The sequence below is a fragment of the Streptomyces sp. NPDC048514 genome (assembly GCF_043199955.1).
Classification (GTDB): Bacteria; Actinomycetota; Actinomycetes; order Streptomycetales; family Streptomycetaceae; genus Streptomyces.
The window spans coordinates 170629-188288 of record NZ_JBICWT010000001.1 but is presented as its reverse complement, the minus strand read 5'-3'; the positions used below and the strand labels follow the sequence as shown (position 1 = coordinate 188288).

At 72.9% G+C, this 17660-nt stretch carries 18 protein-coding genes; 8 read left to right on the top strand and 10 right to left on the bottom strand.

Annotated features, from left to right (window positions below; genetic code table 11):
- The first annotated feature begins 37 nt into the window (after nt 1-37).
- The gene (locus ACGFT2_RS00885) at nt 38-1276 is read left to right on the top strand and encodes a phosphodiester glycosidase family protein (RefSeq protein WP_393272101.1); all 1239 of its coding nucleotides are present in this window, start codon (nt 38-40) and stop codon (nt 1274-1276) included.
- A gap of 15 nt (nt 1277-1291) precedes the next feature.
- Here the strand turns inward: ACGFT2_RS00885 and ACGFT2_RS00880 are convergent, their stop codons facing one another.
- The 9 genes from ACGFT2_RS00880 to ACGFT2_RS00840 form a co-directional block, all read right to left on the bottom strand.
- Entirely contained in the window at nt 1292-1486 is a 195-nt protein-coding gene (locus ACGFT2_RS00880) for a hypothetical protein (RefSeq protein ID WP_393272099.1), read from the bottom strand.
- A gap of 101 nt (nt 1487-1587) precedes the next feature.
- Entirely contained in the window at nt 1588-2457 is an 870-nt protein-coding gene (locus ACGFT2_RS00875) for a phosphatidylinositol-specific phospholipase C/glycerophosphodiester phosphodiesterase family protein (protein ID WP_393272098.1), read from the bottom strand.
- A gap of 174 nt (nt 2458-2631) precedes the next feature.
- Entirely contained in the window at nt 2632-3714 is a 1083-nt protein-coding gene (locus ACGFT2_RS00870; protein ID WP_393272096.1) for an acyl-CoA dehydrogenase family protein, read from the bottom strand.
- Nucleotides 3711-4892, bottom strand: coding sequence for an acyl-CoA dehydrogenase family protein (locus tag ACGFT2_RS00865; protein WP_393272095.1), 1182 nt, complete (start codon nt 4890-4892; stop codon nt 3711-3713). Before ACGFT2_RS00865 ends, ACGFT2_RS00870 begins: the two co-directional genes overlap by 4 nt.
- Nucleotides 4889-5860, bottom strand: coding sequence for an NADPH:quinone oxidoreductase family protein (locus tag ACGFT2_RS00860; protein ID WP_393272093.1), 972 nt, complete (start codon nt 5858-5860; stop codon nt 4889-4891). The genes ACGFT2_RS00865 and ACGFT2_RS00860 overlap by 4 nt, the downstream gene beginning before the upstream one ends.
- 498 nt (nt 5861-6358) lie before the next feature.
- A complete protein-coding gene (locus ACGFT2_RS00855) occupies nt 6359-7126 on the bottom strand; it encodes an SDR family oxidoreductase (RefSeq protein WP_393272091.1) in 768 nt (255 codons plus the stop codon).
- A gap of 38 nt (nt 7127-7164) precedes the next feature.
- Entirely contained in the window at nt 7165-7497 is a 333-nt protein-coding gene (locus ACGFT2_RS00850; protein WP_393272089.1) for a hypothetical protein, read from the bottom strand.
- Nucleotides 7498-7578: 81 nt separating this feature from the next.
- Nucleotides 7579-7989: a cupin domain-containing protein gene (locus ACGFT2_RS00845; protein WP_393272087.1), complete on the bottom strand. Its 411-nt coding sequence runs from the start codon at nt 7987-7989 to the stop codon at nt 7579-7581.
- 31 nt (nt 7990-8020) lie between these two features.
- Nucleotides 8021-9037 (bottom strand): zinc-dependent alcohol dehydrogenase family protein, encoded by a 1017-nt coding sequence (locus ACGFT2_RS00840; protein ID WP_393272086.1) that lies wholly within the window; start codon nt 9035-9037, stop codon nt 8021-8023.
- A gap of 214 nt (nt 9038-9251) precedes the next feature.
- Between ACGFT2_RS00840 and ACGFT2_RS00835 the strand changes: the two genes are divergently transcribed.
- Nucleotides 9252-10139: a helix-turn-helix transcriptional regulator gene (locus ACGFT2_RS00835; protein WP_393272085.1), complete on the top strand. Its 888-nt coding sequence runs from the start codon at nt 9252-9254 to the stop codon at nt 10137-10139.
- A 132-nt stretch (nt 10140-10271) separates the two neighbouring features.
- Here ACGFT2_RS00835 and ACGFT2_RS00830 read toward each other — a convergent pair whose 3' ends face one another.
- Nucleotides 10272-10856, bottom strand: coding sequence for a helix-turn-helix domain-containing protein (locus ACGFT2_RS00830; RefSeq protein WP_393272083.1), 585 nt, complete (start codon nt 10854-10856; stop codon nt 10272-10274).
- Nucleotides 10857-11020: 164 nt separating this feature from the next.
- On the opposite strand from ACGFT2_RS00830, the gene ACGFT2_RS00825 reads away from it, so the two are divergent.
- The 6 genes from ACGFT2_RS00825 (at nt 11021) to ACGFT2_RS00800 (ending at nt 17657) form a co-directional block, all read left to right on the top strand.
- Nucleotides 11021-12559, top strand: coding sequence for an ATP-dependent DNA ligase (locus ACGFT2_RS00825; RefSeq protein WP_393272081.1), 1539 nt, complete (start codon nt 11021-11023; stop codon nt 12557-12559).
- Nucleotides 12556-13029: an NUDIX domain-containing protein gene (locus ACGFT2_RS00820; protein ID WP_393272079.1), complete on the top strand. Its 474-nt coding sequence runs from the start codon at nt 12556-12558 to the stop codon at nt 13027-13029. The genes ACGFT2_RS00825 and ACGFT2_RS00820 overlap by 4 nt, the downstream gene beginning before the upstream one ends.
- Nucleotides 13030-13160: 131 nt before the next feature.
- Nucleotides 13161-14546, top strand: coding sequence for an NADP-dependent succinic semialdehyde dehydrogenase (locus ACGFT2_RS00815; RefSeq protein ID WP_393272077.1), 1386 nt, complete (start codon nt 13161-13163; stop codon nt 14544-14546).
- A 26-nt stretch (nt 14547-14572) separates the two neighbouring features.
- Nucleotides 14573-14806, top strand: coding sequence for a DUF6213 family protein (locus ACGFT2_RS00810; protein ID WP_217783217.1), 234 nt, complete (start codon nt 14573-14575; stop codon nt 14804-14806).
- Between the two features lie 581 nt (nt 14807-15387).
- Nucleotides 15388-16452 (top strand): type III polyketide synthase, encoded by a 1065-nt coding sequence (locus ACGFT2_RS00805; RefSeq protein ID WP_393272075.1) that lies wholly within the window; start codon nt 15388-15390, stop codon nt 16450-16452.
- Nucleotides 16449-17657, top strand: a complete 1209-nt coding sequence (locus ACGFT2_RS00800) for a cytochrome P450 (RefSeq protein ID WP_393272073.1) — start codon at nt 16449-16451, stop codon at nt 17655-17657. The genes ACGFT2_RS00805 and ACGFT2_RS00800 overlap by 4 nt, the downstream gene beginning before the upstream one ends.
- Nucleotides 17658-17660: the final 3 nt, after the last annotated feature.

Genomic DNA, 17660 nt, shown 5'->3' with positions numbered 1-17660 from the left:
TCACACAGGGTCGGTTGACGAGACATCAGGGGGCACGGTGACCAGGCGTCGCAGGCGTTCGGCAGCGGGCGGAGCGGTACTCACGGTTGTCACGGCATGGGGTGTGCTGGCCGGCGCGGCCCCGGCGGAGGCGGCACCGGCCGATGCCGCAACCGCGGGCCGGCGGATCGCGCCGGGAGTCGGCTACCGGCAGTTCGACATCGACGCGGCCGCGGGTACGGCGCACGCCCATCTGCTCACGGTCGACCTGGGCGATTCGCATGTGCGGGTCGACCTGCTCCACCCGGGTGCCGTGGCGGCCCGGGCGACCGTCTCCCGGCTGGCGGACTCGGCAGGGGCGACGGCGGGGGTCAACGGCGACTTCTTCAACATCACCGAGACCCAGCACCCGGGCGTGGAGGCCACCGGGGCGCCCGTCGGGCCGGCCGTCGCGGCCGGGCAGGTGCTCAAGGCGGCGGTACCAGAGGGCCAGCGGTTCGGGCCCTCGCTGCCACCCGGCACGAACACCCGGGACGTCTTCGGCGTGGGCACCGACGGGCGGGCCCGCCTGGACCGCCTCGCCCTCGTCGGCTCCGTGGGCACACCGCAGGGCAAACTGACCCTGAAGGGGCTCAACCAGTACGCGCTCCCGCAGAACTCCGTCGGCGCCTTCACCGCGAAGTGGGGCGGCGCCTCCCGGGAGCGCGCCGTCTGCGGCACCGACACCCAGCGCTCGGCGCCGTGCAGCACCGACACCTACGAGGTGAAGGTGAGCGGCGGCCAGGTGGTCTCCGCGTCCGGCGACCCGGGCAGCGGCCCGATCCCCGCGGACACCACGGTCCTGGTGGGCCGCGAGGAAGGTGCGCGCCAGCTGCGGGCGCTCTCCGTCGGTGACCCGGTGACGGTCACGCACACCCTGGTGGCGGCCACGTCCGGGGTGCCGTACGCGTTCGCGATCGGTGGGTTCCCCGTCCTGCGCGACGGCAGACCGCTGTCCGGTCTGGACGACGCCACCTCGGCGGTGCGCACGGTCGTCGGATTCACGGCGGGCGGACGGCAGCTGCTGATCCTGGCGCTGGACGGAGCGGCGGCCTACCGGACCGGCATGACCGTGGCCGAGGAGGCGGACACCATGCGCATGCTGGGGGCGTCGGACGCGTTCAACCTCGACGGCGGCGGCTCGACGGAGCTGGTCACCCGGGGCGCGGACGCCACGGCCGTGACGGTCCGCAATCATCCGAGCGGCGGCGCCGAGCGCCCGGTGCCGAACGGCATCGGCGTCTTCTCGGCCGGCTGACGCGGCCCCGCGGCCTCAGGGCCGCAGGCCGCTCACGAGGTCGGCGGTCGCCGTGAGGCCGCTGTGGATGGTGGGCGCCATGCTCGTGCTGGCCAGATAGAAGCCGAGCAGCATGCAGACCAGGGCGTGGGAGACCTTCAGCGCGCCGTTGCGCATGAAGACCACCGCCAGGATCAGGAGCAGCAGCACCACAGAGATGGAAATGGCCATCGGAACCTCCTCCGCCGCGCCCCGTGAGCGGCGTTCGGCCGCAAGTGTGGCGTAGCGGAGGGTTCCGCCGGGCGGCTGACATGTCCTCCGATCGTGTGGTGTTACCCGAACGGATGGGCGTCCAGGAAGGCCTCGAGTCCCGCGAGGTCGTCGGTGTTGAGGTGGTCGACGCGCCCGGCGAGCAGCTCGGCCCACAGGGCGTCGCGGGCCGGGCCCGCCGTGTCCGGAGTCGCCCAGAACCGGATCCGCTGTCCGCGTGCGTGGGCGGCGGCGGTGATGCCGCGCAGCTTGCGCCGCTCCGCGTCCGGGAAGGGACCGTCGCCCGCCCAGGTGAAGTTCAGTGTCCAGTTGTCGCTGATCAACGGGACGAAGGAGGCGGGGGCGGGGGCGCCGCCGCCGAGGTCGGTGAGCCGGCCGTCGTAGAAGGCGCGGCGTTCGGTCTGCGCCTCCATCGGCGTACGGGCCGCGCGGTCGCCGGACACGACGGCGGTGACCGGACCGGGGTGGACGCGGCCGTGCGCGTACCGGGTGAACAGGCGCGGGTAGCGCCTGAGGTGCCGGTCGAGTTCGAGGTAGGTCGAGGAGCCCTCCGTCTTGATGTCGATGAGGAGTTGCAGCGGCCGGTGCCGGCCCCGGAACACCGATCCGTGGTTGGCCCGCACGCGGGCGGCGAGCGGGTCCAGGTAGAGGGATTCGAGGGTGCGGGACGGGTCCAGGTCGGTGGCGTCGTGTCCGATGAGGAGCTGGTCGCCGACGAGGAAGATGTCGGCCTCGACGCTTGCGAAGCGGTGGTCGAGCGCGTCGGACAGGGGGCGCGGGTGCTCGTAGTCGTTGTGGGCGTGGGCGTGCCACAGCGGGCGCCCGCCGGGCCGGCCGCCGGCCGCCCGGGCCTGTGCGGCGGGCAGGACGACCGCCCCGGCGAGGGCGGCGCCGAGGGTGGTGAGGGCTCTGCGACGGGTGGTGAGGGCCATGCGCTGCCTCCCTTGGGGTGCCGGATGGGACCGGGGAGAGTATGCGGGTGCCGGACGCCCAACCGGCCTGGTCCTGGACCGAGTTGGCCGGACCGCCGCCCTCTGTTCACTTCACCCGTGCAGGCACGCGGAAAAGCCCGCCCCGGGGGGTGGGGCGGGCTTCACCGTGGTGGGTCAGGGTGCCTGGAGATCGACCAGTTCGGCCAGTGCCGAGCGGTGCGCCCCGGCCGTGCCGTAGGCGATCGAGTCGGCCTTGGCCCGTTTGAGGTACAGGTGCACCGGGTGCTCCCAGGTCATACCGATCCCGCCGTGCAGTTGCAGCGCCTCCTCCGCGGCGTGGACGGCGACGGGCGCCGCATAGGCCTGCGCGACGGCGACCGCGACATCGGTGTCCTCGCCGGTGGCCAGCGCGTCGGCGGCGGCCCGCGCGGCGGCGCGGAGGTTCACGACCTCCAGCCACAGCTGGGCGAGCCGGTGCTTGATGGCCTGGAAGCCACCGACCGGCCGGTTGAACTGCTTGCGCTCCTTCAGGTAGCGCACCGTCTCGGTCAGCGCCCAGTCGGACAGGCCCAGTTGTTCGGACGCCAGCTGTCCGGCGGCGGCCCGCAGGGCCCGGCGGACGGCGGGTCCGGCGTCGCCGACGCGGCGGCCGGCCGCACCGGCGAGGGTGACGGTGGCGAGCGGGCGGGTCAGGTCCAGGGAGACCTGCGCCGTGATCGTCACGGCGTCCGCGGACACGGCGTACAGGCCGCCGTCGTCGGCCGGGACGAGCAGTACGTCGGCGGCGACGGCGTCCGCGATGCCGGTCAACTCGCCGTGCAGCGTGCCGTTCTCGGCGCGCGCGACCTTGACGGCGGCACCCGGGGCCGAGTGCAGGGCGACCGCGAGGGCGCCGATGGTCCGCCCGGCGGCCAGCTGCCCGAGCAGGTCGGCGTCACCGCAGGCGAGCAGCGCCTCGGTGGCCACCACGGCGCTGGTGAGGTACGGCACGGGGGCGACCGCCCGCCCCAGCTCCTCCAGGACCACGGCGACTTCGCGGTGGGACGCGCCCTGGCCGCCCAGCTCCTCCGGCACCAGAAGGCCGGCCAGGCCCATGGTGGCGGCGAGGGTCTTCCACAGGGCGAGGTCGTGCGGGGCGTCCGACTCGGTGCGGGTGATCACGTCGGCCGGGGAGCAGTGGTCCGTGAGCAGGTCGCGGACGGCGGCGCGCAGCGCCTCTTCCTCCTCGGAGTAGAGGAGATCCGGCTGTGTGCTCATCGGGCCAGGTCCTTCCATGCGACGTCCTTGTCGGTGCGCGGCTCCGCGGGCAGGCCCAGGACGCGCTCGGCGACGATGTTCAGCAGGATCTCGCTGGTCCCGCCCTCGATGCTGTTGCCCTTGGAGCGCAGATAGCGGTACCCGGCGTCACGGCCGGTGAAGTCGACCAGCTCGGGGCGGCGCAGGGTCCAGTCGTCGTACGACAGGCCCTCCTCGCCAAGGAGCTCGACCTCCAGGCCGCTGATCTCCTGGTTCAGGCGGGCGAAGGCGAGCTTCGTCCCGGAGCCCTCGTAGCCGGGCTGGCCCGCGACGAGCTGCTGGCGCAGGCGTTCGGCGGTGAGGCGGGAGACCTCGGACTCCACCCAGAGCCCGAGGAGGCGCTGGTGCAGGTCGTGGGTGCGCAGTTCGGGGCGCTCCCGCCAGGTCCTCGCGACCGGGCCGATCATGCCGCCCCCGCGGGGCAGGCGCATGCCCCCGATGGAGACGCGCTCGTTCATCAGCGTGGTCTGGGCGACCCGCCAGCCGTCGCCGGCCTCGCCGAGGCGGCGGGAGTCGGGGATGCGGACGCCGGTCAGGAAGACCTCGTTGAACTCGGCCTCGCCGGTGATCTGCCGCAGCGGCCGTACCTCGACACCCGGGTCGGTCATGTCGCAGATGAAGTAGGTGATGCCCTGGTGCTTGGGCAGGTCCGGGTCGGTGCGGGCGATCAGGATGGCCCAGCGGGCCACGTGCGCGCTCGACGTCCACACCTTCTGCCCGTCGACCACCCAGTCGTCGCCGTCCCGCACGGCACGCGTGCGCAGTGCGGCCAGGTCGGATCCGGCGCCGGGCTCGCTGAAGAGCTGGCACCAGACCTCCTCCCCGGTCCACAGGGGGCGCAGATAGCGCCGCTGCTGCTCCTCGGTGCCGTAGCGCAGGACGGTCGGCGCGGCCATGCCGAGGCCGATGCCGATGCGCCGCGGGTCGTTGTCGGGTGCTCCCGCGGCCTCCAGTTCGGCGTCCACGACGACCTGCAGGGAGCGCGGAGCGCCCAGGCCGCCGAGCCCCTCCGGGTAGTGCACCCAGGCCAGGCCGGCGTCGAAGCGGGCCCGGAGGAATTCCAGGCGGTCCGTGCCGGCGGGCGGGTGCGCCGCCAGCAGCTCCCGGGTGCGGTTCCGCAGTTCCTCGGCGTCGGTCATGCCACGGCTCCCTTCTCCGGGACGACGGCCACCCGGCCGGTGGTCACGCCGTCGGCGACCCGCTGAACGGCCGCGGCGGCGCCGTCCAGCGGCACCCGCTCGCTCACCAGCGGCTTGATCGCGCCCCGTGCGGCCAGCTCGGTGAGCTGCTCGTGGCACCGCAGGACCAGTTTCGGGTTCTTGGTGTTGTACAGGCCCCAGTGCAGGCCGAGGATCGAGTAGTTCTTCACCAGGGCGTGGTTGAGGGCGGGGCTCGGGATGGTGCCGCTCGCGAAGCCGACGACGACGATCCGGCCCTCGAAGGCGACCAGCTTGGCGGACTGGGCGTAGGCGTCGCCGCCGACGGAGTCGTAGATCACGTCGGCGCCGCGGCCGCCGGTGGCCTCCTTCACGGCGGCGACCACGTCCTCGGCGCGGCGGTCGACGACCACGTCACAGCCCAGCTCCCGGGCCACGGCCGCCTTCCGCGCGCCGCCGACCACACCGATCACGGTGGCCCCCGCCGCCTTGCCGAGCTGCACGGCGGCACTGCCGACACCGCCGGCGGCGGCGTGCACGAGCAGGGTCTCCCCCGCCTCCAGGCGTGCCCTGCGGTGCAGCGCGAACCAGCCCGTCTGGTAGCCGACGTGCAGCGCCGCGGCCTCGGCGTCGTCCAGCGAGTCGGGGGCGGGCAGCAGGGCGCGGGCGTCGGCGAGGGCGTACTCGGCGAAACCGCCGTGCGGCAGCGCGGGGTTGGCGATCACCCGGCGGCCGTCCTCGGTCTCGCCGCAGATCTCCACGCCCGGCGTGAAGGGCAGTGGTGGACGCACCTGGTACTGGCCCCGGCACAGCAGCGCGTCCGGGAAGTTGACGTTGGCGGCACGTACGCGCAGCAGTACCTGGCCGTCGCCGGGGGTGGGCCGTTCCACCTCCGCGAGGCGCATCACCTCGCTCGGCTCGCCGTTCTCGTGCACTTGCCATGCCTGCATGCGGGGCCTCCACGGGACTGCTTCGTCTGACCGGGTCCGACGGCATACTAAGCGGTCGCTTGCCCATCAGGGAACAGCAGAACCGAGCCGATCACCACCCGAACCACGCCACGGGTGCGTCGGCACGGCACAGGATGCCCCCATCCCGGGCTCTTCGCCACGGCACAGGACCCCCCGCCACGGGCCCTTCGGCACGGCGCGGGAGCCCCCGTCACGGGCTCTTCGCCACGGCGCACAGGACCCCGCGCCACGGGCCCTTCGGCACAGCGCGCGAGCCCGCCACCCGCCCATTGAGCCCGGCGCACCCCCGCGCCTGCCGCCGGGAGTGCGCTTGGCCGCCGCGGCTCATCCTGGGACGCGGCAGTCCGAGCTCGAAGACGCCGGAATTGGGACGCAGCAGTCCGAGCTCGGAGACGCCGGGGTTCGGGGTCCCTCCTGTATGCGACCGCCGTGCGGCGGTGGAACGCCTCGGGTGGCTGGGGCCGGGCTGGCGTCGGGTCACCGGGCGGTGTAACCGCCGTCGACGGGGAGGGCGACCCCGACGACGAAGCCGGCGCCGGGGCTGCACAGCCACAGGACGGCCTGGGCCATCTCCTCGGCGGTGCCGAGACGGCCGATGGGCTGGTCGCCTTCGGCTTCGGCTCGGTCGAGTTCTCCCTTGGCGATCATGTCTCGGACCATGGGGGTGTCGATGGTGCCGGGGCAGATGGCGTTGACGCGGATGCCGCGCGGGGCGTATTCGAGGGCGGCGCTGGTGGTGAGGCCGATCACGCCGTGCTTGGAGGAGTGGTAAGAGGCCCGTCCGGGGATGCCGACCAGGCCGCCGAGGGAGGAGCAGTTGACGATGGCTCCGCTGCCTTGTGCGCGCATGTGGCGCAGTTCGTGCTTCATCGCGGCCCAGACGCCGCGCAGGTTGATGGCGTGGACCTTCTCGAACTGGTCGAGGGGTTCGTCGGCGGCGTCGGTCGGCGGGATCTGGACGCCGGCGTTGTTGTAGGCCATGTCGAGGCGGCCGAGGACTGCGACCGTGCGGTCGACGGCGGCGGCGACCTGGTCCTCGTCGGAGACGTCGCAGACCAGGGCGAGGGCCTGGTGGCCTGCGTCGGTGAGGTTCTTCACCGCGTCCTGCACCGCGGCCTCGTCGATGTCGGCGAGGGCGACAGCGGCGCCGGAGGCGGCGAAGGCACGGGCCGCGGCCAGGCCCATGCCGGAGCTGGCGCCGGTGATGAAGGCGACCTGGCCGGTGAAGTCGTAGGTCGGGTTCATGAGTTACTCCTTGCGGGTCGTGCGGGGAGGGGGCGGATTCAGGAGCGCAGCGACGTCGCCTCAGCCCTGTCCTGCGGTGCTGGGGCCCCAGTGCCGAAGGTGCCCTGGGCGACGACGCGGGTCGTGCCGCGTTGGGCGGAGACGGCCAGGGCGGTCGGCGGAGGCAGGGTCAGGGCCGCGAAGAGCGCGCCGACGAGAGCCGGTCCGGCGACGCCGAGGGAGGAGGCGAGGGCTTGGCCGGCGAGCGCGGGGCCGCCCAGCGCGCCCGCGCCGAAGGCGACCAGGACGAGCGGCACGGCACTGGCCGGGATGCCGGCCCGGTCGGTCAGGAGGGGGTTGATGTACGTGTAGGTCGCGAGGGCGCCGCCCATGATCAGGACGGCTGCGGCCAGCGCCGGCAACGAGCCGCACGCGTGGAGCCGGGCCTGGGGCGTGGCGGCGTGGCGCGGGGTTCAGTCGGTCGTCGGGGCTCCGGCGTATTCCTCGTCGGTGACGGGGGTCAGCCAGTGCACGACCTCGTGGTCGGCGTCGCCCTCGTTGATGGCCAGGTGGACCATCAGCCGGTTCGGTGCGGCGCCGTGCCAGTGCTCCTCGTCGGCCTCGAACAGGACGCGGTCACCGGGGCGGATGACCTCGATCGGTCCGCTGCGGCGCTGGCACAGGCCGATCCCTTCGGTGACGAAGACGGTCTGGCCCAGCGGGTGGCGGTGCCAGTGGGTGCGGGCGCCGGGCATGAAGTGCACCAGGGAGGCGGTGACCCTGGACGGCGCGGGCGCGGCGGCGACGGGGTCGATGTAGACGTCGCCGGTGAAACAGTCGGCGGTGCCTTTGAGGGTGTCGATCGAGCTGCGGGTGATCTGCACGGTTGCTCCCATGTGTGCGGGCGGAGTGGGGTCAGGGCGTGAGGAGGGTCTTGACGGCGCGGCGCTCGTCCATCGCCTTGTAACCCTCGGCGACCTGGTCCAGGGGCAGGGTGAGATCGAAGACCCTCCCGGGGGCGATCACGCCGGTCAGAACGCGGTCGATCAGGTCGGGCAGGTAGCGGCGGACGGGGGCGGGGCCGCCGCGCAGGCCGACGTGGGAGAAGAACAGCTCCTGCCCGTCCACGGCGACCTCGTGGGGGACGCCGACGAAGCCGACGCTGCCGCCGGGCCGGGCCGCGTGCAGGGCCTGGCTCATGGCCTGGGCGGTGCCGACGCACTCCAGGACGCTGTCGGCGCCGATCCCGTTCGTCATCTCCTTGATCCGGGCGACGCCTTCCTCGCCGCGCTCGGTGACGATGTCGGTGGCGCCGAACGCGAGCGCGAGCTTCTGACGGGGCTCGTGACGCGACATGGCGATGATCCGCTCCGCGCCCATCTCCTTCGCGGCGATCACCGCGCACAGACCGACCGCGCCGTCGCCGACCACCACGGCGGTGGAACCGGGCTCCACCTCGGCGGCGTCCGCGGCCCACCAGCCGGTGCCCATCACGTCCGAGACAGCCAGGAGACCGGGCCAGAACTCCTCCCCCGGCACGTCGTCGGTGGCGACCAGGGTCCCCTGGGCGTTGGGGATGCGCACGTACTCGGCCTGGCAGGTGGACATGAACTCGCGGTGCAGGCAGTTGGACGGGAAGCCGTTTCGGCAGTTGGCGCAGGTGTTGTCCGAGGTGGCGAAGGAGCCCACGACGAACTGGCCGGGCCTGAGCGAGGTGACCTCGGAACCGACCTCCTCGACGAAGCCGACGTACTCGTGGCCCATCGGATGCGGACCGCCGATCGGCTCCGCGCCGCGGTAGGGCCACAGGTCCGAGCCGCACACGCAGGTCACGGCCGTCCGGATGATCGCGTCGGTCGGATGGAGCAGCTGCGGATCGTCCAGGGTCTCGAAGCGGATGTCGCCGGGGGCGTGGATCACTGCGCCGCGCATGAGAGGGCTTCCTTTGCGTGTCGTGGCGGTACGGCCGGGAGATCCGCGGCCGTCGCCGAGTGCAGGGCCAGGTGCACGCCCCGCCGTGAAAAGGCCGGGCGGAAAGCACCACGTCATCCAGGTAACCCGCACCTCACGCGGGTAGCCAGGCACCACGAAGGGGTGTACCGCCAGTACATCCCTGTGGCCGCCGGCGGGACGTACCGTCGAAGGCGTGGACAACCGAGCAGAGGTCCGCGAGTTCCTCACCTCGCGGCGAGCGAAGATCACCCCCGAACAGGCGGGGCTGCCCTCCGGCACCCGCCGGCGCGTACCGGGCCTGCGCCGCAGCGAGGTCGCCGCCCTGGCCGATGTGAGCGTGGAGTACTACGCGAAGCTGGAACGCGGCAATCTCGGCGGCGTCTCCCCGGCCGTCCTCGAAGCCGTCGCCCGCGCCCTCCAGCTCGACGACGCCGAACGCGCCCACCTGCTCAACCTCGCGCAGGCCGCCGACGGCTCCGACACCCTCACCCGGCCCCGCCGCCGCACCGCCCGGCCATGGACCGCGCACCGCAGCCTGCAATGTGTCCTCGACGCCGTCACGGCCGGGCCCGCCTTCGTCCGCAACGGCCGCATGGACCTGCTCGCCGTCAACCGGCTCGCCCTCGCGTTCTACGCCGACGTCTACGCCACGGCCGCGAACCAGGCGAACCTGGCCCGCTTCCAGTTCCTCGACCCCGCCTCCCGACGGTTCTACCCCGACTGGGACCAGGCCGCCGTTGTCGTCGTCGCCATCCTGCGCACCGAGGCCGGACGCAACCCCCACGACAAGGACCTGCACGACCTCGTCGGCGAACTGTCCACCCGCAGCGACGCCTTCCGCACCCTCTGGGGCGCGCACAACGTCCGCCATCACGGCACCGGCACCAAACGCTTCCACCACCCGGCCGTCGGCGACCTCACCCTCGCCTACGAGGGCCTGGAGATGGCCGCCGAACCCGGACTCACCCTCACCATCTACACCGCCGAACCCGGCTCACCCTCCGATGAGGGCCTGCGGCTGCTCGCCTCCTGGGCCGCCACTCAGGAGGCCGGCTCCGCTGTGGGACAAGCCGCCGACTGACCGCAGCCCAACGCGCCGCCCGACGTCGGGAGGAAGAACCCGGGCGGCCCGCGCAGGGCCGTGCCGCCCCTGCTTCGGGAGGCCCGGGCCGTCACCGGCCGTCGGGGCGGCGTCCGGGCCGGACCCGGGGGATCATTCCCCGCGGCCGCGTCGCGCCGGGCGCGCCCGTACGTGCATCCGCTCCCCCTGCGGCCCGAACAGGCTCAGGAACTCCACCGGTCCCTCACCCGTCGACCCGAACCAGTGCGGCACCCGCGTGTCGAACTCGGCCGCCTCCCCGGGCGCCAGCACGACGTCGTGCTCACCGAGGACCAGCCTCAGCCGGCCGGAGAGCACGTACAGCCACTCGTAGCCCTCATGGGTACGCGGCTCCGGCTCCTCCTCGCGCCGGGGCTCGCGGACCTTGAAGGCCTGCAGGCCGCCGGGCTGCCGGGTCAGCGGCCAGAAGGTGCGGCCGTGCCGCTGGACGGGCTCGGTCCGCACCCGGGGGTCGCCGACCGGCGGGGCGCCGACCAGCTCGTCCAACGGCACCTGGTGGGCCTGGGCGATGGGCAGCAGCAGTTCCAGGCTGGGCCTGCGCAGGCCGGACTCCAGCCGGGACAGGGTGCTGACGGAGATGCCGGTCGCCTCGGACAGTCCCGCCAGGGTCACCTCCCGCTCCTTGCGGATCCGCCGCAGCCGCGGACCCACCTCCGCGAGGACGTCGTCGGTAGTCATGGCCCTATTGCAGATTCGGCAAAGACGTTTGTCAATCCGGCAGTGCGCGAGACCCTCGGCGGCGGAGGCGGACCCCATGACCGAGAGCCGCGACCGGTCGCACCCGGGGCGGCTCGCACGGTCCTGGGGGTGTGGACCCCGGGCGGCCGGTGCACCATGACTGCATGCTGCTGACCCGGCTCGCCCAGGTGTCCCGGGAGGTGGCCGCCACGGCGGCCCGGTCCCGCAAGACCGAACTGCTCGCGGAGCTGTTCCGGGAGGCGGAGGCGGACGACGTGCCGATCGTCATCCCCTATCTCGCCGGACGGCTGCCGCAGGGGCGGCTCGGCGTCGGCTGGAAGGTGCTCGGCCGTCCGGTGCCGGCCGCCGCCGAGCCCGGCCTCACCGTCCGGGAGGTCGACGTCCGGCTGACCGAGCTGGGCAAGGCGAGCGGACCCGGCTCCCAGGCCGAGCGGGCACGGCTCGTCGGCGAGCTGATGGGCGCCGCCACCGAGGAGGAGCAGCGCTTCCTGCTCGGCCTGCTCACCGGCGAGGTGCGGCAGGGCGCGCTGGACGCGGTCGCGATGGAGGGACTCGCCCGCGCGACCGGCGCGGACCCGGCGGACGTACGGCGGGCGGTGATGCTCGCCGGGTCGCTGCAGACGGTGGCCCAGGCCCTGCTCGGCGAGGGGCCCGGAGCCCTCGACCGGTTCCGGCTGACGGTCGGCCGGCCCGTGCAGCCGATGCTCGCGCACAGCGCCTCCTCGGTCGCCGAGGCCGTGGACAAGCTGGGCGCCTGCGCCGTGGAGGAGAAGCTGGACGGCATCCGGGTCCAGGTCCACCGGGACGGCGACACGGTCCGCGTGCACACCCGCACACTGGACGACATCACCGACCGGTTGCCCGAAGTGACCGCCGCCGCCCTGGAGTTGCGCGGTGAGCGGTTCATCCTGGACGGCGAGGTGATCTCCTTCGACGCCTCGGGCCGGCCCCGGTCCTTCCAGGAGACGGCGGGCCGGGTCGGCTCCCGGACGGACGTGGCGAAGGCCGCTGGGGCGGTCCCGGTCTCCCCCGTCTTCTTCGACGTCCTCTCCGTCGACGGCCGCGACCTCCTCGACCTGCCCTTCTCCGCACGGCACGCGGAGCTGGCCCGGCTGGTGCCGGAACCGATGCGGGTCCGGCGCGCGGTGGCCGCCGGGCCGCAGGACATCCCGGTGGCGGAACGGTTCCTCGCCGACACCCTGGCCCGCGGTCACGAGGGCGTGGTGGTCAAGGCGCTGGACGCGCCCTACAGCGCGGGCCGGCGCGGTGCCTCCTGGCTGAAGGTCAAGCCCGTCCACACCCTCGACCTGGTGGTGCTGGCCGCCGAGTGGGGCCACGGCCGCCGCACCGGCAAGCTATCCAACCTGCACCTCGGCGCCCGCGGCCCGGACGGCGGCTTCGCCATGCTCGGCAAGACCTTCAAGGGCATGACCGACGCCATGCTGACCTGGCAGACCGAGCGGCTGCGGGAACTGGCGGTCGAGGACGACGGCCAGGTGGTCCGGGTCCGCCCCGAACTCGTCGTGGAGATCGCCTACGACGGTCTGCAGCGCTCCTCCCGCTACCCGGCCGGCGTCACCCTCCGCTTCGCCCGCGTGGTCCGCTACCGCGAGGACAAGCCGCCCGGGGAGGCCGATACCGTGGCGGCCCTGCTGGCGGCCCACCCGGAGGTCAGGCCATGACGGTGCGTGCGGCGAAGCGCAGTGCCGGACTGCTGTTGTTCCGGCACGGCGACAGCGGACTGGAGGTGTTGCTGGGCCATATGGGCGGTCCGCTCTGGGCGAAGAAGGAGGCCGGGGCATGGACCGTGCCCAAGGGCGAGTACGAGCCGGACGAGCCCGCGTGGGAGGCGGCCCGGCGGGAGTTCCGGGAGGAACTGGGGCTCGCGCCGCCCGACGGGAAGGCCGTGCCGCTCGGCGAGGTCGTGCAGCGCAACGGCAAGATCGTCACGGCCTGGGCGGTCGAGGGGGACCTCGACCCGGAGTCGATCGAGCCCGGCACCTTCACCATGGAGTGGCCGCCGAGATCCGGCCGCCGGCAGGAGTTCCCCGAACTGGACCGGGTGGCGTGGTTCGCTCCCGACCGGGCCCGTGAGGTGATCATCACGGCGCAGGCCGCGTTTCTCGACCGGCTGACGGAGCACTCGGTCTGAGCACGAGCCGTGCGGACGCCCCGGACGGAGCGCCCCGAAGGGCGAGTGATCAGGACAGCGGACCACGCGTTGCGGCCGGCCGTGCCGCGCGCGAAGGTCGAAGCACAGCCCGTTTCCAGCGGAGGTCGGCCATGCCCATCGCGACGGTGAACCCGGCGAACGGCGAGACACTCAAGACGTACGAGGCCATGGGCGAGGAGGAGCTGGAGCGCCGGCTCCAGCTCGCCGAGGCCACGTTCCGCACGTACCGGACGACCCCGTTCGCCGAGCGCGCCCGGCTGCTGAACAGGGCCGCCGATCTGCTGGAGGAGGACCAGCAGGAGATCGGCAGGGTCATGACCACCGAGATGGGCAAGCCGGTCAAGCAGGCCCGCGCGGAGGCCGCGAAGTGCGCCAAGGCGATGCGCTGGTACGCCGAGAACGCGGAGCGGCTGCTGGCCGACGAGGAACCGGCCGGGCCGGACGTGCGGGACTCCGGTGCCTCCCGGGTGCGGGTGCGCTGCCGCCCGCTCGGGCCGGTGCTCGCGGTGATGCCCTGGAACTTCCCCCTCTGGCAGGTGATCCGGTTCGCCGCACCCGCGCTGATGGCGGGCAACGTGGGCCTGCTCAAGCACGCCTCCAACGTCCCCCAGACGGCCCTGTACCTGGAGGACCTGTTCCACCGGGCGGGCTTCACGGAGGGCTGCTTCCAGACCCTGCTGATCGGTTCGGGCGCGGTGGACGACATCCTGCGTGACGAGCGGGTGCGGGCGGCCACCCTGACCGGCAGCGAGCCGGCGGGCCGGGCGGTCGCCGCCACGGCGGGCGAGATGATCAAGAAGACGGTGCTGGAGCTGGGCGGGAGCGACCCCTATGTCGTGATGCCCTCCGCCGACCTCGACCGGGCGGCCGACGTCGCGGTGACCGCGCGGGTGCAGAACAACGGGCAGTCGTGCATCGCCGCCAAGCGGTTCATCGTGCACACCGACGTCTACGACGCCTTCGCCGAGAGGTTCGTCGCGGGCATGAAGGCCCTGAAGACGGGCGACCCGCTGGAGGAGGACACCGACGTCGGGCCGCTCGCCAGCGAGCAGGGACGCAGCGACCTGGAGGAGCTGGTCGACGACGCAAGGCGCGCCGGGGCCGAGGTGCTGTGCGGCGGGGAGCGCCCGGACGGCCCGGGCTGGTACTACCCGCCGACCGTGCTCGCCGGCATCACCAGGGAGATGCGCGTCCACCGCGAGGAGGCGTTCGGGCCGGTCGCCACGCTGTACCGGGCCGGCGACCTGGACGAGGCGATCCTGATCGCAAACGACTCGCCGTTCGGTTTGAGTTCGAACGTCTGGACGCGCGACGAGGACGAGGTGGAGCGGTTCGCCCGGGATCTGGAGGCGGGCGGTGTGTTCGTCAACGGGATGACCGCCTCGCACCCGGCGTTCCCGTTCGGCGGTGTGAAACGGTCGGGGTACGGGCGTGAGCTGTCCGGGCACGGAATCCGCGAGTTCTGCAACATCACCACGGTTTGGCAGGGTGCGTGAGCACTGCGCGGCTACCATCCCCTTTTGTGAACCGCGAAGTGACCCTGCCTCTGATCGTCGACGACCGCGGTACCTTGCAGGTGGCCGCGGCCGACGTGAGTAAGTTGTTGCGGACCGTGGGCGGACGGTGGCTGCATCTCGTCGAGGCGGGCGAACAGCGGCTCGACGAGGACACCGTGGCGGCCTTGACGATCGAGCTGGCGAAGCTCGCGGACCGCATCGACGTCGCGTGCATCGCACACAGCAGCGGGGCGCCGTAGGCCGCCCGGCCCGGCCTTCGTGACACCGTTCCGGTCGCGTCCTCGTGACGCCGTTCCGGTCGCGCCCTTGCGGCGCCGTTCCGGTCGGGTCCTCGTGACGCCGCGGTGGGCGCCCGGGCCCGTGGTGATACGGCCGCAACGGCCGTCCCAGGCCACGCAGTTGTACCAGCAGCGCCAGGAGCGCATCCACCGCCCGCCCCTCGGTCCACCCCCGGCAAGGTGACCTTCCGGGGCCTCCGGCCGGCCGGAATCGCCCGCCGCCGCTCCGGGGCCCACGCGCGGCCAGGCCGCTCATGGACGGCCCGCCGCCCTCGATCGACGGCTGCGGAGGGCCTGCGGTGCCGGTGCCAGGGCCGCCGCGACCGTCCCCAGCAGGGGGTTCGCCGTAACGTCGGACATGGCGTTTTCCCTCGTCCGGCCGCAGAAGTCGCCCTTCGGGCCTGGCACGGCGTCCCCGATTCGGAGTAACCCAACGCGAGATCATCGCCCTCTCGGGTGACGGTGTAGGGAGCACCCCCTGAGGTGAACCCACCTTCTGGCCGGTGGACGAAGGCCCCGGAAACGGAAAGCAGGGACGGTTCATGGCGACTTTGTGCAGACCCTCGGTGTCGGTCCCGGAGCACGTGATCACGATGGAGGAGACGCTGGAGCTGGCGCGCTCCCGCCACGAGGACCACCCCCAACTCCCACTCGCGCTGAGGCTGATCGAGAACACGGGCGTGAAGACCCGGCACCTCGTGCAGCCCATCGAGGAGACCCTGAAGCACCCGGGCTTCGAGGAGCGCAACAAGCTCTACGTGGCCGAGGCCAAGGCCCGGGTCCCCGCGGTGATCCAGCGTGCGCTCGACGACGCCGAGCTGCTCACCAGCGACATCGACGTGATCGTCTACGTGTCGTGCACGGGCTTCATGATGCCTTCGCTCACGGCGTGGCTGATCAACGAGATGGACTTCGACAGCACCACCCGCCAGCTCCCGATAGCCCAGCTGGGCTGTGCGGCCGGTGGTGCGGCGATCAACCGGGCGCACGACTTCTGCACGGCGTACCCGAACGCCAACGCGCTCATCGTGGCCTGCGAGTTCTGCTCGCTGTGCTACCAGCCCACCGACCTCGGCATCGGCTCGCTGCTGTCCAACGGCCTGTTCGGTGACGGCATCGCCGCGGCGGTGGTGCGCGGAAACGGCGGCACGGGCGTCCGGCTGGAGCGCAACGGCTCCTACCTGATCCCGAAGACCGAGGACTGGATCGCCTACGACGTCCGGTCGACCGGCTTCCACTTCCTGCTCGACAAGCGGGTGCCGACGACCATGGAGCCGCTCGCGCCGGCGCTGAAGGACCTGGCCGGCATGCACGGCTGGGACGCGACCGACCTGGACTTCTACATCATCCACGCGGGCGGTCCCCGAATACTCGACGACCTCAGCAAGTTCCTGCAGGTCGAGCCGCACGCGTTCCGGTTCAGCCGGTCCACGCTCACCGAGTACGGCAACATCGCCAGCGCCGTCGTCCTGGACGCGCTGCGCCGGCTGTTCGACGAGGGCGGCGCCGAGGACCGGGCCCGTGGACTGCTCGCCGGGTTCGGACCCGGTATCACCGCCGAGATGACGGTGGGCCGCTGGGTCACCGCGGACGGGGACGGGCGATGACCGACGAGACGCTCGCCGAGACCCCGCCCAGGCAGTGGCCGGCGCTCGACCTGACCGGGACGGACTTCGACCCGGTGCTGACCGAGCTGATGCGCGAGGGCCCGGTCAGCCGCATCCAGCTGCCCAACGGCGACGGCTGGGCGTGGCTGGTCACCCGGCACGACGACGTGCGCATGGTGGCCAACGACCCCCGGTTCGGCCGGGAGGCGGTCATGGACAAGCCGGTCACCCGGCTCGCGCCGCACTTCATCCCCGACCGGGGTGCGGTCGGCTTCCTCGACCCGCCCGACCACACCCGGCTGCGCCGTTCGGTCGCCGCCGCCTTCACGGCGAAGGGTGTGGAGCGCGTCCGCGGCAAGGCGCGCCGCGTCCTGGACGAACTCGTCGACGAGCTGCTCGAGGCCGGCCCACCGGCCGACCTCACGGCGGCGATCCTCAGCCCGTTCCCCATCGCGGTGATCTGCGAGCTGATGGGCGTCCCGGCGGCGGACCGGCACGAGATGCACACCTGGACCCAGCTGATCCTGTCCTCCGCGCACGGCAAGGAGGTCAGCGAGCGGGCGAAGCGCGAGATGAGCGCCTACTTCGCGGACCTGATCGGACTGCGCGAGAACAGCACGGGCGAGGATGTCACCTCGCTGCTCGGCGCCGCCGTGGGCCGGGACGAGGTGGCCCTGGAGGAGGCCGTCGGTCTCGCCGTCCTCCTCCAGATCGGCGGCGAGGCGGTCACCAACAACAGCGGGCAGATGTTCTACCTGCTGCTGACCCGCCCGGAGCTGTCCGAGCGGCTGCGCTCCGAACCGGAGATCCGGCCCAGGGCGATCGACGAGCTGCTGCGCTACATCCCGCACCGCAATGCGGTCGGGCTGTCCCGGATCGCCCTGCAGGACGTGGAGATCAGGGGCGTCCGCATCCGTGCCGGCGACGCCGTCTACGTCTCCTACCTGGCCGCCAACCGCGACCCGGAGGTCTTCCCGGACCCGGAGACCATCGACTTCTCCCGCAGCCCGAACCCGCACGTGGCGTTCGGCTTCGGCCCGCACTACTGCCCGGGCGGCCAGCTCGCCCGGCTGGAGTCGGAGCTGCTGGTCGACGCCCTGCTGGACCGGGTGCCCGGGCTGAAGCTCGCCGTCCCGCCGGACGAGGTGCCCTTCCGAAAGGGCGCGCTGATCCGCGGGCCCGAGGCCCTGCCCGTGATGTGGTGAGCG